Source organism: Ruminococcus albus AD2013 (assembly GCF_000526775.1).
Taxonomy (GTDB): domain Bacteria; phylum Bacillota; class Clostridia; order Oscillospirales; family Ruminococcaceae; genus Hominimerdicola; species Hominimerdicola alba_A.
Genome location: NZ_JAGS01000001.1, coordinates 1,491,392 through 1,507,150 on the forward strand (window position 1 = coordinate 1,491,392; position 15,759 = coordinate 1,507,150).

Annotated in this window: 12 protein-coding genes and 2 pseudogenes; 10 read left to right on the plus strand and 4 right to left on the minus strand. The window is 45.5% G+C overall.

What is annotated here, in order from left to right; translation table 11 throughout:
* Positions 1–442 precede the first annotated feature (442 nt).
* From N773_RS0106615 to N773_RS23395, 6 genes are all read left to right on the plus strand, one after another.
* A complete protein-coding gene (locus tag N773_RS0106615; protein WP_024857054.1) occupies positions 443–1,534 on the plus strand; it encodes a class II glutamine amidotransferase in 1,092 nt (363 codons plus the stop codon).
* Complete coding sequence (locus N773_RS0106620; protein WP_024857055.1) at positions 1,534–3,039, plus strand: glutamate synthase-related protein; 1,506 nt, start codon at positions 1,534–1,536, stop codon at positions 3,037–3,039. The genes N773_RS0106615 and N773_RS0106620 overlap by 1 nt, the downstream gene beginning before the upstream one ends.
* A 14-nt stretch (positions 3,040–3,053) precedes the next feature.
* Positions 3,054–3,482: a 4Fe-4S dicluster domain-containing protein gene (locus N773_RS0106625; protein ID WP_024857056.1), complete on the plus strand. Its 429-nt coding sequence runs from the start codon at positions 3,054–3,056 to the stop codon at positions 3,480–3,482.
* Between the two features lie 5 nt (positions 3,483–3,487).
* Positions 3,488–4,723: an NAD(P)/FAD-dependent oxidoreductase gene (locus N773_RS0106630; protein ID WP_024857057.1), complete on the plus strand. Its 1,236-nt coding sequence runs from the start codon at positions 3,488–3,490 to the stop codon at positions 4,721–4,723.
* Complete coding sequence (locus N773_RS0106635) at positions 4,723–5,442, plus strand: glutamate synthase (RefSeq protein WP_347495435.1); 720 nt, start codon at positions 4,723–4,725, stop codon at positions 5,440–5,442. Before N773_RS0106630 ends, N773_RS0106635 begins: the two co-directional genes overlap by 1 nt.
* Before the next feature lie 333 nt (positions 5,443–5,775).
* Positions 5,776–6,897, plus strand: coding sequence for a DUF6688 domain-containing protein (locus tag N773_RS23395; RefSeq protein ID WP_024857059.1), 1,122 nt, complete (start codon positions 5,776–5,778; stop codon positions 6,895–6,897).
* A gap of 331 nt (positions 6,898–7,228) precedes the next feature.
* Here the strand turns inward: N773_RS23395 and N773_RS0106645 are convergent.
* A pseudogene (locus N773_RS0106645) lies at positions 7,229–8,029 on the minus strand (IS5 family transposase); the annotation flags it as partial.
* A 605-nt stretch (positions 8,030–8,634) separates the two neighbouring features.
* On the opposite strand from N773_RS0106645, the gene N773_RS0106650 reads away from it, so the two are divergent.
* From N773_RS0106650 to N773_RS0106660, 3 genes are all read left to right on the plus strand, one after another.
* Complete coding sequence (locus N773_RS0106650) at positions 8,635–9,165, plus strand: RNA polymerase sigma factor (protein ID WP_024857061.1); 531 nt, start codon at positions 8,635–8,637, stop codon at positions 9,163–9,165.
* A complete protein-coding gene (locus N773_RS19890) occupies positions 9,165–10,505 on the plus strand; it encodes a PASTA domain-containing protein (RefSeq protein ID WP_024857062.1) in 1,341 nt (446 codons plus the stop codon). The genes N773_RS0106650 and N773_RS19890 overlap by 1 nt, the downstream gene beginning before the upstream one ends.
* Positions 10,506–10,687: 182 nt before the next feature.
* Entirely contained in the window at positions 10,688–11,518 is an 831-nt protein-coding gene (locus N773_RS0106660) for a hypothetical protein (protein WP_024857063.1), read from the plus strand.
* 81 nt (positions 11,519–11,599) lie between these two features.
* On the opposite strand, the gene N773_RS0106665 is transcribed toward N773_RS0106660, so the two are convergent.
* The 3 genes and pseudogenes from N773_RS0106665 to N773_RS22190 all read right to left on the minus strand — a co-directional run.
* Positions 11,600–12,064 carry a C-GCAxxG-C-C family protein gene (locus N773_RS0106665; RefSeq protein WP_024857064.1) on the minus strand — a complete coding sequence of 155 codons (465 nt, stop codon included), beginning with the start codon at positions 12,062–12,064 and terminating at the stop codon, positions 11,600–11,602.
* Positions 12,064–12,450 (minus strand): NifB/NifX family molybdenum-iron cluster-binding protein, encoded by a 387-nt coding sequence (locus tag N773_RS19895; RefSeq protein WP_037290451.1) that lies wholly within the window; start codon positions 12,448–12,450, stop codon positions 12,064–12,066. Before N773_RS19895 ends, N773_RS0106665 begins: the two co-directional genes overlap by 1 nt.
* An 84-nt stretch (positions 12,451–12,534) precedes the next feature.
* A pseudogene (locus N773_RS22190) lies at positions 12,535–12,726 on the minus strand (IS5/IS1182 family transposase); the annotation flags it as partial.
* 412 nt (positions 12,727–13,138) lie between these two features.
* On the opposite strand from N773_RS22190, the gene N773_RS0106675 reads away from it, so the two are divergent.
* Entirely contained in the window at positions 13,139–15,718 is a 2,580-nt protein-coding gene (locus N773_RS0106675; RefSeq protein ID WP_024857066.1) for a hypothetical protein, read from the plus strand.
* Positions 15,719–15,759: the final 41 nt, after the last annotated feature.

The following is a 15,759-nucleotide window of genomic DNA, read 5'->3' on the forward strand; positions in this document are numbered from 1 at the left end:
CCTCCGTTCGATACAGCAAAGGCGCCCCCGGTTTACAGAGAGTATTATCCCTGTACCGAAGACGCCATTGCCTTATAAATATAGAAAATTATATTCGGAAAAGACTTTATACTTTCCATTGTCTTTCCAATGTCAACAAAAAAAGACAAAGAGCCTTGAAACCTAAGCTTCATTCAAGACCTCTTTGCCTTCCATGGTTTGTATTATACACCATCGCAAGAGTTTTGTCAAGCACATTTTTCACAAAACTCATGAAAGTTACCGAAGCAAAACTTGCAAAATTTTCACAAATCTTGTAAAACCCCTTGACAAAAATGAAATTGTGAGATATAATACTTGCAAATAATGCATGAGCAATGGCGTTCATTCTTTTTTATTGCCGTGAAGCGATTCACGTCGATAAAAAAGGGTGAACGTTTTTTTATGATAAGGAGTGCTGAAAATGAAACTTGAAGGCGAAGTTCGTATACCGTCGGGCTGTGCGATAGCGGCAGTCATTTCAAGAGAGGGTAAAGGGATAACGGGAGATGTTATTTATAATGCAATGAAGCCAATGCACGACCGTTCAAACGGTCTGGGCGGAGGATTTGCAGCTTACGGCATCTATCCCGAATACAGAGATCTGTATGCTTTCCATATCTTCTTCGATCACCGTTCCACCCGTAAGGAATGTGAAGCTTACTTAAAGGAACGTTTCGAGATAGTAAAGGGTGAACTGATACCCACCCGCAAGATTCCCCAGATAACCAATGAACCTATTATATGGAGATACTTCTGTGCTCCACTGGGTTCTATGGTCGCATCGGAACAGGTCGATGAAAGTGAATTCGTTGCACGCACGGTAATGAAGATCAATACCGAGATGAAAGGTGCATACGTGTTCTCCAGCGGCAAGAATATGGGATGTTTCAAAGCTGTCGGCTACCCGGAAGATGTTGGTGTATTCTACAAGCTTGAAGAATACGAGGGCTATTCATGGACAGCCCACGGCCGTTATCCGACCAACACCCCCGGCTGGTGGGGCGGTGCTCACCCCTTCTCCCTGCTGGACAGTTCCATCGTCCACAACGGCGAGATATCTTCCTACGATGCAAACCGCCGCTTTATCGAGATGTTCGGCTATAAATGTACATTGCAGACCGATACCGAGGTCATAACCTATATACTGGATTATCTGCTGAGAAGACAGGGTCTTACCATGGAGGAAGCCGCTTCCGTTATCGCCGCACCTTTCTGGTCTACGATAAACTCGAAGCCCGAAAAGGAAAAAGAAAGACTTACGTTCCTCAGACAGGTATTCCCCAGTCTGCTGATAACAGGACCTTTTTCAATAGTATACGGCTGGAACGGAGGACTCATGGCACTCAATGACCGCCTGAAGCTCCGCTCAATGATAACTGCCGAAAAGGACGATAAAGTATTCATAGCCAGCGAAGAAGCGGCTGTTAGGGTAATGGAGCCCGATGCAGAGAACTTCTACGCACCTGCGGGCGGCGAGCCTGTGATAGTCAGAGTCAAGGAGGGTAAATTCTGATGATAGATCATTTTATATATCCCGAGTTCGAGGTAGTGCGCAACGATAACCGCTGCATACAGTGCCGTGTCTGTGAAAGACAATGCGCAAATGAAGTACACAGCTTTGACCCCGAACGCGGCATCATGCTTTCGGACGAAACAAAATGTGTAAACTGCCAGCGCTGCGTATCTCTATGTCCCACAAGAGCGCTCAAAATAGTTAAGAGCGACTGCCGTCTGCGCGAGAATGCAAACTGGGCTGACGATACTATCAAAGAGATATACAAGCAGGCAAACAGCGGCGGCGTACTGCTCTCATCAATGGGCAACCCCAAGCCTCTGCCTGTATACTGGGATAAGATACTGATAAACGCTTCCCAGGTAACGAACCCGCCTATCGACCCACTGCGTGAACCTATGGAGACCAAGGTATTCCTCGGCAAAAAGCCCGAAAAGATCAGGCGTAACGAGGACGGCGAGCTTGTCACCGAAACTACTCCACAGCTGGAACTTTCCATGCCTGTAATGTTTTCGGCTATGAGCTACGGCTCCATCAGCTATAATGCTCACGCTTCTCTCGCCCGTGCGGCTACCGAGCTGGGTATATGCTACAATACAGGTGAAGGCGGTCTCCATGAAGATTTCTACATCTACGGACCCAACACCGTTGTACAGGTAGCATCGGGACGTTTCGGCGTTCACAAGGATTACCTCGAAGCTGCCGCAGCCATCGAGATAAAGATGGGTCAGGGCGCAAAGCCCGGTATCGGCGGACATCTCCCCGGTGCCAAGATAGTAGGCGACGTTTCCAAGACCAGAATGATCCCCGAGGGTTCGGACGCTATATCCCCCGCACCTCATCACGATATATATTCCATCGAAGACCTTCGTCAGCTGGTTTACTCCCTCAAAGAGGCTACCGAGTACAAGAAGCCTGTTATCGTAAAGGTCGCAGCAGTACATAACATCGCAGCGATAGCCAGCGGTATCGCCCGCAGCGGTGCTGATATCATCGCAATAGACGGCTTCCGCGGCGGTACAGGCGCTGCACCAACACGTATCCGTGATAACGTTGGTATCCCCATAGAGCTTGCACTGGCTTCCGTCGATCAGCGTCTGCGAGATGAGGGCATCAGAAATAACGTATCCCTCGTGGTAGGCGGCAGCGTACGCTCCGCAGCTGATGTGGTAAAGGCAGTAGCCCTCGGTGCAGATGCAGTATATGTCGCAACAGCAGCACTGCTGGCTATGGGATGTCACCTCTGCCGTACCTGCCAGAGCGGCAAGTGCAACTGGGGCATCGCCACCCAGAGACCCGAACTTGTTAAGCGCCTGAACCCAGATGTCGGTTCACGCAGACTTGTAAACCTCATGGACGCTTGGCGCCACGAGATCAAGGAACTTATGGGCGGAATGGGTATCAACTCCATCGAGAGCCTCCGCGGCAACAGACTTATGCTCCGCGGCGTAGGGCTTACCGATAAGGAACTCGAGATACTCGGTATCTCCCACGCAGGCGAATAAGGAGGGTCATTAAGATGAAAAGAGTATTTGTAAACGAGGATTGGTGCCTTGGCTGCCACCTCTGCGAATATAACTGCGCATATGCCAATTCGGGTCTAAGCGATATGGTAAAAGCACTGAAAGGCAAGGATATCTATCCCCGCATACACATCGAAGAAACCGACGGCATCACCTATGCTGTATCCTGCCGCCACTGTAAAGACCCCCTCTGCGTAAAAAGCTGTATAGCAGGCGCTATATCTATCGAAGACGGTACAGTAAAGATCGATAAGACCAAGTGTGTCGGCTGCCTTACCTGCGTTCTCGTATGTCCCTACGGTGCAGTTGCAGCAGGTCCCGAGGGCGCAGCCCAGAAGTGCGAGCTGTGTCTCGCAAACAGCTGCGGTTCCCCCGCCTGTGTAAAGGGCTGCCCCAACAATGCCATAGTTTATGAGGAGAGGTGAGCAAAGTGGCTGAATATGTTATCATCGGAAACGGAACAGCCGCAGTCGGCTGCATAGAGGGGATAAGGAGTGTCGACAGCAACGGTGCTATCACCGTTATATCGGGCGAAGAACACCATGTTTACTCCCGCCCCCTTATATCCTATCTGCTTGAGGGAAAGACAGACCTCGAAAGAATGAAGTACCGCCCCGCAGATTTTTATGAGAAAAACAAAGTTAATTTAGTATACGGCAAAGCCGCAAAGATAGACACCAAAAAGCAGGTGACTATCCTCGAAGGAAAGGGCAGGTTCGGATATGACAAGCTCTGTATATGTACAGGCTCATCACCTTTCGTTCCCCCTTTTGAGGGTCTCGACAAGGTAAAGAAGAAGTTCTCTTTCATGACTCTCGATGACGCTCTCGCCCTTGAAAAAGTCCTCACCGAAAAATCAAAAGTACTGATAGTCGGCGCAGGTCTTATCGGTCTAAAATGCGCTGAGGGCATAGCTGAAAGAGTAGGCAGTATAACCGTCTGTGACCTTGCAGACAGAGTCCTGTCCTCTATCCTCGATGCTGAGTGTGCAGCATATATGCAGAAAGAACTTGAAAACCACGGCGTAAGCTTCATGCTGGGTGATACCGCAGTCAAGTTCGATAAGAACAAGGCTTACATGAAAAGCTGTGCAGAAGTCGATTTCGATATCCTCGTCCTTGCAGTCGGCGTAAGAGCCGAGACTGAACTTGCAAAGCAGGCAGGATGCGATATCAACAGAGGTATCATTATCGATACCGGAATGGATACCACTGCCGCTAACATCTATGCCGCAGGCGACTGTGCCGAGGGCTATGACAGCTCCATCGGCGCAAACCGCGTACTTGCGATACTTCCAAGCGCCTATATGCAGGGCAGATGTGCAGGCATAAATATGGCAGGTGGTTCTTCCGAGATAACCGATGCTATCCCCATGAACTCCATCGGCTTCTTCGGTCTCCACTGTGCAACAGCAGGTGCTTATCCCGAGGACGGCGAGATATATGAGGAACGCACGGATAAAGGTATCAAAAGGCTTTATTTCAAGGACAGCAAGCTTGCAGGCTATATGCTCATCGGAGATGTTAACCGTGCAGGCATATATACTTCTCTTGTGCGTGAACAGACAGTCCTCGACGAGGAAATGACCGAAAAGGTCAAGAAAATGCCGTCGCTGGCTATCTTCTCTGATGAAAAGCGCAGAACAAAACTCGGAGGTGTGGTATGATGAATATAAATGCAACAGGGCTCGATTATAGAGAGCTCAACGAAACATTAAGACAGGTACACGGCAACTGTACCATTACCGACTGTCTCGGACAGAGATTCATCGCGGCAGGTATCTCCGATAAGACTTTGAAAATAAGCGGTATCCCTGGAAATGCCCTCGGTGCATACCTAAACGGTGCTAAGATAGAAGTCATGGGCAACGCACAGGACGCTGTCGGCGATACCATGAACGACGGCACCATCGTTATCCACGGCAATGTAGGCGACGCTGTGGGCTACGCTATGCGCGGCGGACGTATCTACGTTCAGGGCGATGCAGGCTATCGTTCGGGAATACATATGAAAGCCTATAAGGATAAGCAGCCCGCCATCATCATCGGCGGACGCGCAGGCAGTTTCCTCGGCGAGTATCAGGCAGGCGGCACTATCATCGTGCTTGGTCTCAACAGCGATGACAAGCCCATCGTAGGCAACTTCCCCTCCACAGGTATGCACGGCGGAAAAATGTACCTGCGCTCCGACTGCAAGGGTATCCACTTCCCCCATCAGGTTCACGTGCGCCCCGCCGATGAAGAGGATTTCAAGGATATCTCACATTATCTGAGAAGATTCTGCTTCTACTTCGGTCATGACCTCAACGAGCTTCTTGACCACCCCTTCACTGTCGTTACCCCCGACAGCAGCAACCCCTACAGACAGATGTACGTTGCAAACTAATACTGACAGCCCGTAATTTTCAACACATACGGAAAAGCCCTTGCTCTCACCCCCTGAGAGCGGGGCTTTTTGCATGAAAAAACAGGTGTGATATCGGTAAAATATCCACAGGCAATACCGTACAATGACCCTGCACACTCCTTTTTTAGCAAAAACGTCAGCAAACGGACACGGCAGTATATCAAGCCATGAAACGATATATAGTTTTTGTTTTCTGATACTATTTTATTGTTTCTCGATAAAATAGTATTGACAAACGAATTATAATGTGTTATAATACGATCAAGCTGAAAGGTACGCCTTTCAGTAAAATGATTTAAGGAGAAATATTAGATGCAATACAATAATATAACAGGTACCTTTGCATTGATCATCATTGGAATTTTAGTTTTTATCATTCCGGGAATTCTTACTGTCTGGAATGTATGTAACTGCTTATCGGAAAAACCAAAGCAGGAAAAACTGATAGCAAATCACACTATCTTTTACGGAGCAATATTATATTTTCTGCTGTTCAATCTAAGCTTTGAAGGTGCGGGTGACTGGTACGAGCAAATAGCTTCAGATCGATACCACAACACTATTTCATCTGAATATTCGTCTATATATATTGTAGTCATTTTAGGATTTATCGGATATTTTATCTTGCTGAATAAAAGTGCAGATAAATTACCGCCATTGTTATCTGCGATTTCTATCAGCTTTCTGATACTTATGAATTTATTTCAGCTCACATTTGCTATGCACATCTTAAAAAATGTGCACAGCATAGAATGTCTTCTCTATGTTTATCATTTTAATATACTGCTTTTATCGGCAAGAGTCATCCACAGACATATGAAAGAACAAGCAGAGATCTTCAGGGAAAGGATAGCAGAAAATAACGAGCATAAAAAATTAAGTTTTATTATCAATAAGATTAATAGCCTGTCGAAATATTCTATCTTTGTATTCATCGTATTTTTCTTTGTTATAGCACTGCTGGAGCTCATATTCGTTCTTCTGGGTCAGGGACTTGACGCACCTATCAAAGCATTCACGGATACCGCTGACTGGACATTTTCACAGCAAACACCTCCGCCCCCTATAGATTATGACGGACACTATCTGTGTACTGTTGCAGCAGGCGGACATAAAAAAGTGGTAAAGCCAATAAGGTTAGGCACTCGAAGAAATGAAACGATAGTAGTTAACCGACAGTTGTGTATAGCGAATGCATTTGAAGAACTGATACAGGAGAAAACTCCGAGATTACATAAAAAGATAAGAACATTCTATGATACACACGGCTATCCGCTTTCACGAAAGATCACATCCCCTGCAAGAGCGGATATAATATACATTGTAATGAAACCATTAGAGTGGGCATTCCTGATATTCCTCTACGCATTTGACAAGCGCCCCGAGCAGAGGATAGCAAGACAATACTCTTATAAGGGAGCCGACAAAATATAAACCATATACTCATAACCAAGCCCTCGGAAATGCTGTGCAAGCCTTTCCGAGGGCTTTTTTTCTTGCATAAAACTCTGTGCAGACTTCACATATCCTCAGCGGATACATTGTGCAGACAAATGATTTAAAATTTAACCCGGACATATTTCTGCAAGAGTTGTACAAAAACGTACAACTTTTCGACCAAAATCACTGATAGTGAAAACCCTTTCAAAACTCTTACCTGCTTATGCGCACGATGGCAGGCAGTCGTCGATTATGACTACGGGGATATGAGACGGCGTGTTATACTGCATAAGGGTAATTAGTCTCTCCTCATTAAGGCATAATTTCAAGAGCACCGCCACAAGCCATATGACAGCTCGAAATTCAGCAAAAACTGAATAAGGCGCAAAAGCATCGCCGCAATACGGTCGATGTTCATTGCAATGATGCTGAGAACGATCGATGCTTTTGTTGTATCTTCTCTTTTTGTAAGCAGCAGACCCAGACCGAATTTGCGTTTCGCGAGACTAAACTTCCGCTCCACTTCAATTCGGTCGGTATTATCCTGATAGGCGATTTTCTTCTCAGCCTTGCTGTCTGCATCCTTCTTCGGCCTTCCGAGTTTCTTTCCGGAAAGCCGAATGCCGAGACTGCTGCAAAATGCAATGTTATCCCGATTGCGATAGATCTGATCTGCGAGTACACGCTCCGGATAATGTCCTGTGCGCTTCTTATAATTCTCGAGCGCAGTTTTCAAAACGGCACTCTCGTTGTAGGCATCAAAGGATAGCTTTTCAATTCTGCACATTCCGGTTTCATCCACAGACAGATCCAGCTTGGCACCGAACTCAACCGGAGATTTTGCTTTTTCTCTGACGATCGGTCGGATATATGGCTGGCTGATGCTGACGATTCTATTTTCAATGCGATGTGTATTGCTGACAAACATATGTTGCTGCTGCGAATAGACTGTCTCCAGAATATCGAGTAAATATGCGTCAGATTCTGAAAGCACAACACCATTGTTTTTCAGCAGATTCGAGATATATCCAAGATCGCGGCGGATGTATTGCAGCTGCTTTTTGATTGCTTTTCTGATCTTTTTCGCACCGCGTTTTCTGCATTTTGCGAGAGCAAGATAATCCTTATACCATGTTTTATCGCTTTTGTCGATACTACGAGAGTTTTATTTGAATTGAGGAGAGACTAAGTAATATGCTTCCCAATGTTTTCACCTCACATTCATTGTAAAAATTAAACACGCGCTCACATCACATTTTGATTTTTATGATAATAATAAACAGCAGTATTCGTTCCTGAAAATACTGCTGCTTTTCTCTTTTTGATGGATACATTTAAAATATCGACAGCTCAGGTTCTCTGCCCCGTGAATGTCGATATGTGTATTTGGATAGATAGAACTAAGTCCTTACAGCAGTGGATTTTTTGTTAGTTTGTTGTTTAAGTTCGTGTTTTATATCAGCGCCTGTACATCACTTTTTACCAAATAATAACAGTAACACCCCGTTAATCTTTATGTAATTGTAACATACTGTGTTAAAGATGTCGATAGTTTTTATAAATTTCATTCATTTAACAAAAATGTTCGTTCCCCGCAACGGAAAACGATTGCCCTCCGCACGTTCATGAAATGTTAACAAAAATCTGTTATAATTTTCTTCCGATGATGTCTCATTTCCTGCTTCGGATACGACTAACATAGTGAAACGTTTCAAAAAGTGAGGTCATTGTATGACGGATAAAGAACTTATCGAAAAGCTGAAAAGCTCACCCCAAGCGGGGCTTGCGGCTGTGGTCGACAGGTATACGGCTTATGTTATGAAAATAGCGCGTACAAAACTGAACGGCATTTGCAGCAGCGAGGATATTGAAGAAGCGGTCAGCGATATATTTTTCAAATTCTATCAGACGGGTCAGAGCAACGGCTTTGATATACGTTCGGTGAGGGCGTACCTTTCCGTGATAGCGGGAAGACACTGCACCGATGTGTTCCGCAAACACATATCTTCCCCGGATATCCTTCCACTGGAAGATGCGGGAGAGATACCTGCGCAGGAGCCATTGTCTGATAACCGTACCACTCTCGCCGCGGCAGTAAAAAAGCTGGGCGAACCTGATACAAGCATATTTATCCGAAAATACTTCTTCGGTCAGAAAACAAAGGAGATCGCCGAAGAACTTCACTTAAATCCTAAAGCGGTAGACAAGAGAGTATCGAGAGGTCTTGTCAAGCTGAGAAAAATACTAAAGGAGGAAGCGTAATGAAGCGTGAAAATGATGAACTGAAAATTGATCTTTCCGTGCAGGACGCAGAGCTTTTCGAGGATACCTTTGCGGGTTTTGAAGAAAATGCCGAAGTCACCGATGCCCAAAAGAAGCGTGTACTTTCCTCCGTAATGAGAAAGGCAGGATTTGAGATGAACGAGATAATCAACGAAAAACGAAAGAATATAACAGCATCAAAAACGGATGATACAGAGGTTCGCAGAGGCAGGATACAGGTAAAACGCGGCGGTATCATTGCAGCCTGCATCGCAGTTCTGACAGTTGGCGCGGTCACAGTGGGTATGCTCCATATGAACAATATCAATGCCGATATACCCGAGCCCGCAGGTCAGCCTACAGTTGAGGATCAATCAACCGATGCTGAGGATACCGACACTATGGATGATAACGCAGAAGAACTCCTTCCCGATCTGGTAGGCAGAAAGCTGACAGATGTACTCGCAGAGTACGACGGAAAGCTGAGTTTCGATGTAGGCTACGATTACAACACAGAGTACGAAGAGGGCATCATCTTCGGACAGTATACTCCGGCAGGCACGCCTTTCAAGGAAGGCGATTCTCTTGAGCTGAAAGTCAGCAAAGGCAAAATGAAGGAAATTATTCCCGATGTATCAGGATCGGAACGTGAAGTTGCTGAAAGTCTGCTCTATGCAGCAAGATTCAACCCTGTTGTAAAGGAGATATACGATGAAGAAGTCCCCGAGGGCATTGCTATAAAGACTGACCCACCCGCAGGAACTGAGGCTGCTGTTGAGAGTAAGATAACGCTGTTTATTTCAAGTGGCAAAACCGGTGAACCCGAAACCGTGACAGTACCCGATGTGGTAGGCATGAAAAAGGACGAAGCAATGCTGCTTCTGAAAGAGAGCGGTCTTTGTGTAAGGTCAAAATGGGTCTTGGGCAGTGAAGAAAAGGGTACTGTCGTTAAGCAGTCTGCCGAGCCTGATACAACACTTAACAAGTACGACGATATAACCATCTGTGTTTCTGAGGGCGTGACTGAACCTGTCAAGCTGACAATAAGCACACCGTTGCCCGCAGATCTGCACGGCACCTACCGTATCGATCTCTGTGACGGTGACGGAACAGTGAAGTATACAAAATCCATAAATGCAGATACGCTTGGAGAGGTAAAAACATTCGACTTTGACCTGGAAGGCATTGGCACTGAGAAGTTCACAATTATAATTACAAGCGATGAAACAGACAAGTCGGTAATATATGGCGATTTTGCAGTGGATTTCACTAACAAAACTGCTGACATGGATAAGAATTTAAATACAGCTGACCTGCTGGCTCTGAATCCCGCAGAATAATATTATCGAACTGAGATAACAAAACGATCGGAAAAGCGCGTAAACGGCACCAAGCTGTTTACGCGCCTTTTCTTGAAAATGACACGGACAAGATCAATGAATTTCAGCATTTGACTAAATGTTAGTGGTATGATATAATTGAAATATACCTTTGTAAAATGGAATCAAAAAGGAGTAAAAAAATGAAAACAAAACGAATTCTTGCAGGAGCGCTTGCGGCTATAATGGCATTTGGGCTTATAGGCTGCGGCAATGTTGAAAAAAACAGCAGTAACAGCAAAAGCACTGCGGCCGAACCTGCGGAAACAGAAAGCAGTTCTGTTGCCGAAAGTGTTGAAGCGCCCGAAGAAAGCAGCATGACGTTGGAAACAGAGAGCAGTTCTGCAGCAGAGACGGAAATAGTTCCCGAAGAAAGCAGTGCAGTGGAAGAAGATAGCTCACAGCAGGACATTCAGCCTGATAACAGCGCGGATGTGACCTCAGATGATATAGCATTCTTTGAGCAGTTCTCCGAAAAAGTATATCCCAGCGAATATGATACCGCGGTGGAATTTTTAAAAAGCGTGTTCGGTGAAACAGACAAAGTGACCGAGCTCGGAGAATTCAGGAACGCTCTTGATAAGATATACCTGTCAAATCAGTTTGATTACAATGATGGTGTTTCGGTGCTGGGCGAGAAGTTTTCTTACATGAGTGTTGATTATGACTATGATGACAAGACCATATACACTGCGGGCTTTCACAAAAATCCTGACCTGAACACCGCACAGGACAATGACCCCTCGTCTTCTGACTGCAAGGAAAGCTATGACAGGCTTTATGCGCAGTTCATAGAAATGTACGGAGAACCTTCCCAAATATTCACGCCCGAGGAATATGGCTTTAACGGAGCGCTCTGGCTCGGTACCCCCTGTGGCGAGATATGGCTTGCGTGGGGAGATAACATATTCGGCAGCCGTGAGCCTGACTGCATAATCAGCTTTTCGAGGAACGGGTTAAACAGTAACTCCTGATGATCGATCAATAATATAAAAATGAGGTGCGCCCGACGGACGTACCTCATTTCTTTTTGATGTGATACTCATTACAGATTATTACTTCTTAGGCGGATTTTCTTCAAGATAGCGTTCAAGTATCTCTGCCGCTGTTTTGACGAACTTCGCGCATGGTCTTACTTTGTAGTATTGCTCGGTGCGTTTTTCGGGAGTGGGTTCACTTGTTACCGCCAGACCTTTCAAAAGGTCACGGCATATGATAGTATCATGCTCCTTGCGGAATTCATCCGCGAGATACTGTATACGCTTGTAATGTTCGGCTTTCAGCTTGTCATCCTGTTCGGTTCCCTCACCGTAAAGGATACCTGCTACCATGAACATTGCCGAACAGGTGCCGCAGACTTCTCTCATTCTTCCCATACCGCCGCCAAAGGAGGATGACAGCCTTTTGGCAAGCTCCTCATCCATTCCTGTAACATCGGAAAACGCGGCAAAAACAGCCTGTGCACAGTTACATCCCTGAGTAAAAAGGCTGACCGCCTTTTCAGTATGATCGTACTTCATCAGTGACCACCACAGCTGTGAGTTCCGCAGGAATGACCCTCGCCGTGTTCATGGTGATGATCGCAGGTGGGGTTCTCGTTCTGAACAAGTGTATTTGCAAGGAATGAAGCAACAGCATCATCTGCACTACCCATATTGCCGCCGTAAAGAGCGATGCCTGCTTCCTGCATAGCCATCTGCGCTCCCCCGCCGATACCTCCGCAGATAAGAACATCAGCCTGAGCATTTTTCAGAAATCCTGCAAGAGCACCATGTCCTGCGCCCATCGTTCCGACTATCTGTTCACTGATGATCTTTCCGTCGGCAACATCATAAAGCTTGAACTGCTCTGTTCTGCCAAAATGCTGGAATATCTGTCCGTTTTCGTATGTTACTGCTATCCTCATAATAGCGCTTCCTTTCCGTGTGATCTCCTCAGAGATACTGTTTTCAAGAGTATAGTTTCCGCCTGAAATTACGATGCGCCCGCCTTCGACCAGTTCCTCATCAGGATAGTGATATTGCTTCTGAATAAGCAGCGAACCGAGTGCCATGCGCAGGGGCTTTGCAGGCATACCGGTATGGCTCGGGAACAGCTTCGCATACTCAGCCTCGATCGTTTCCCACGGGATCATTGCTGCTTTCTTCACCCAGCGGTTATCCGGGTTCATTTGCAGTCCCATCGGCTGATTGAAATCGGTAAATGAAATCTGCTTTTCTCTCTTGAACTTATATATGGCATCCTCCAAAGTGCAAGCTTTTTTTCTCGTTTTCCGGCTTTTTCCTGCACTTCTATTATACCATGTTTTATCGCTTTTGTCGATACTACGAAGGTTTTATTTGAATTGAGGAGAGACTAATTATTTTGATATAAAGTGCAGCATCTTGACAATCAAATATTATCGTTCAAACAGCGGAAACAAATTAGGCAAAAAGTATCAGATAAAAATGCGTAAATTGTAGGTTATAAACATATTTGACATCCATTTTATCTGCATTTATTACATTGACTTTCATGCACAGATGTGATATAATATATATAGAATTTTGAGATTTTTTATACACTATTAACAATATTTTAAGGAGGTATAACAAATGATAAAACCGGTGATAAGAAAATTTGCTTCCATCACTGCAGCTATTTATATGGCTTTTACTTCTATCCCCGCATGGGCGGCAACACAGACCGATCCATCAATGATAGATTATGACCAGAGCGTTATGGAAGCCCGCGAAAACTATATCAAAACCATCGGCGAAGCAGTACTTTCCTACAGCTCCGATTTTATAGATATCAGCGCCCTGAAACTCAGAGCGAATTCAGATGATCTACCTAATTTTCAGTCAGCTGTTCAGGCTAATTATCCCGAACTTTTTTTCTGGAGATCCACAAGGTATTATTCAAGCGGTTCATATATCACCAGGATACAACCGGTATATTCCGTTGATAAAGATTCAGCGATGAGTATGCTCTCCGAGTTCTATAACGAGGCTGATAAGTACCTTGAACTGGTCAACGACAGTATGTCAAACCTTGAAATAGCCCTTGTCCTGCACGATGCCATAGTAAACGATGTGGCTTATGAGTTACCCAGTGTGGCTGACAAGGAAACTTACAGCTTCATGATAGAAAAGATAGGCTACTGCGACCTTTATTCAAAGGTGTATGCATATCTCCTCTCCCAGTGCGGCATACGTTCCGAGATAGTTTTCTCCGATACGATGAACCATGAGTGGCTGAAGACCGAGCTTATCCCGGGAAGATATTTCAATATAGATATCACCTGGGACGACCCTACGCCCAATGTCAACGGCAGAGTTTTGCACACCTATTTCGGACTGGGCGATACCGCCCTGAAAAGCGATAATAAACACAAGGACTATGATTCCATCTATCCCGATGACACTTACTTTGATAATTCGGGCATAAAGGATCTGGATACTGCCATCGTCGAGCTTAACGGTAAGCTGTATGCCATTTATGCAGGCTCAGGCACTCGTGACAGACAGCTCGTTGAACTTGACATAGTTCTCGGTCAGAACAGCGGCAAGCTTGAACGTACTTCCGTTTCAAGGCTTGATAACATGGTATGGTCGGCAGGAAGCCAGGGATACTGGATGGGCATTTATACAGGACTTTTCAAGCACGGCAGCAAGCTTTATTACAACACCCCCGATTCCATATGCTGGTTTGATCCCGCAACTTCTGAAAGCGGTGTTCTTGTAAAGCCAAGCAAGCCCTCGGGCAAGAGCATTTACGGCTGTTATATCGATAACGGCAAGGTGTATGCTGTATACAAGTCTTCACCAAACGATTCGGGTACTCCCACATACACCGCTGTGTACGACCTGGGAGATGAACCCTATACTCCCCCCGCCCATGAACACAGCTATACTTCAAAGCCGACCTGGAACTGGTCAGAGGATATGAGCAGTGCTACCGCAGTATTCAAATGCACAGGCTGTTCCGAAACTCAGTCTGCTGAGGCAAATGTGACTTCTTCCGTCAACAGCAACGGTGACCTTCAGTATACCGCATCAGTTTATTTCGGTGGAAAGACCTACATCGACACCAAAACAGTCAAGCTTTACTCCTTGAATATCCCCGAAGCTTTGGATATAGTTTCTTCCGACAGACCAGCTGTTAACGGTAAGTATACAGCAGGTACAAAGATAACATTGAAATACCGCAAGGAGTTCACTGTTACAAAACTTATTATGACGAACCTCTTAAACTACAAAACTGATAACAAAAATGGTACCCTAACGTTCACCATCGGAGGTGACGTAGTTGTTTCTGAGTGCGAATATTATGTTTCTACAACTTATATCAGCGGTGTCAGTATTACACTTGGAAGTCAGATTGGTCTTAATGTTTATTTCAAACCCGCAAAGATGATTACAGAAAACGGCTATAACGGCTATATAGTGTTCAGCGGAAGCTCAGGCGATACCAAGATACCTTTGAGCGATATAACCCCCGATGAAAACGGCAGATACAAGGCTACTTACTATATGTCCGCCAAGGATATAAACGAAAATGTAAAGATAAGCTTTGGTTACGGCAACAGCACAACTACAAACTTCTCGCTGATGAATGATACGCCATTTGTCAAGAGCTTTGAGTACAGCCCCACGGACTACCTCAACACTCTCAGCAAGAGCAGTGACAAAAAGCTTGCGGCACTCGCCGAATCCGTAAAGATATACGGCAATAATGCAAAGGCATTCTTCGATGACGGCACGCCCGATAAGACCGTGACAGGTCTTAAAGCAAGCGACGTCAAGAACTTTGCACCTTCTGTTACCGCAGGCAAAACTACTGTGTACTACGGACAGTCCCTGCTTCTCCGTTCAAATACGGCTCTCAGGCTGTATTTCAAAGGCAGTATCGATAACTGCAAGGTAACTGACAGCAAGGGCAAGAGCGTAACATTTGTTACAGGCACCGCGTCGGGAATGAACTATGTGGAGATACCCGATATCACAGCCGATAATCTTGAAAACAAGTTCACTGTCTCCCTCGCAGACGGCGGCAAGGAAACACTTAGCCCCATGACATACGTCTATGAAACTCTTCTCCACTACGAGAATGATTCTTCAAAAGCACAGCTTTGCAGCACTGTCAGGGCGCTGTACAATTACAGCAAGGCAGTTCAGAATTATCTGAGCTGACATAAGAAAAAAACACCCGGAAACGAAGCAGATATCGTTTC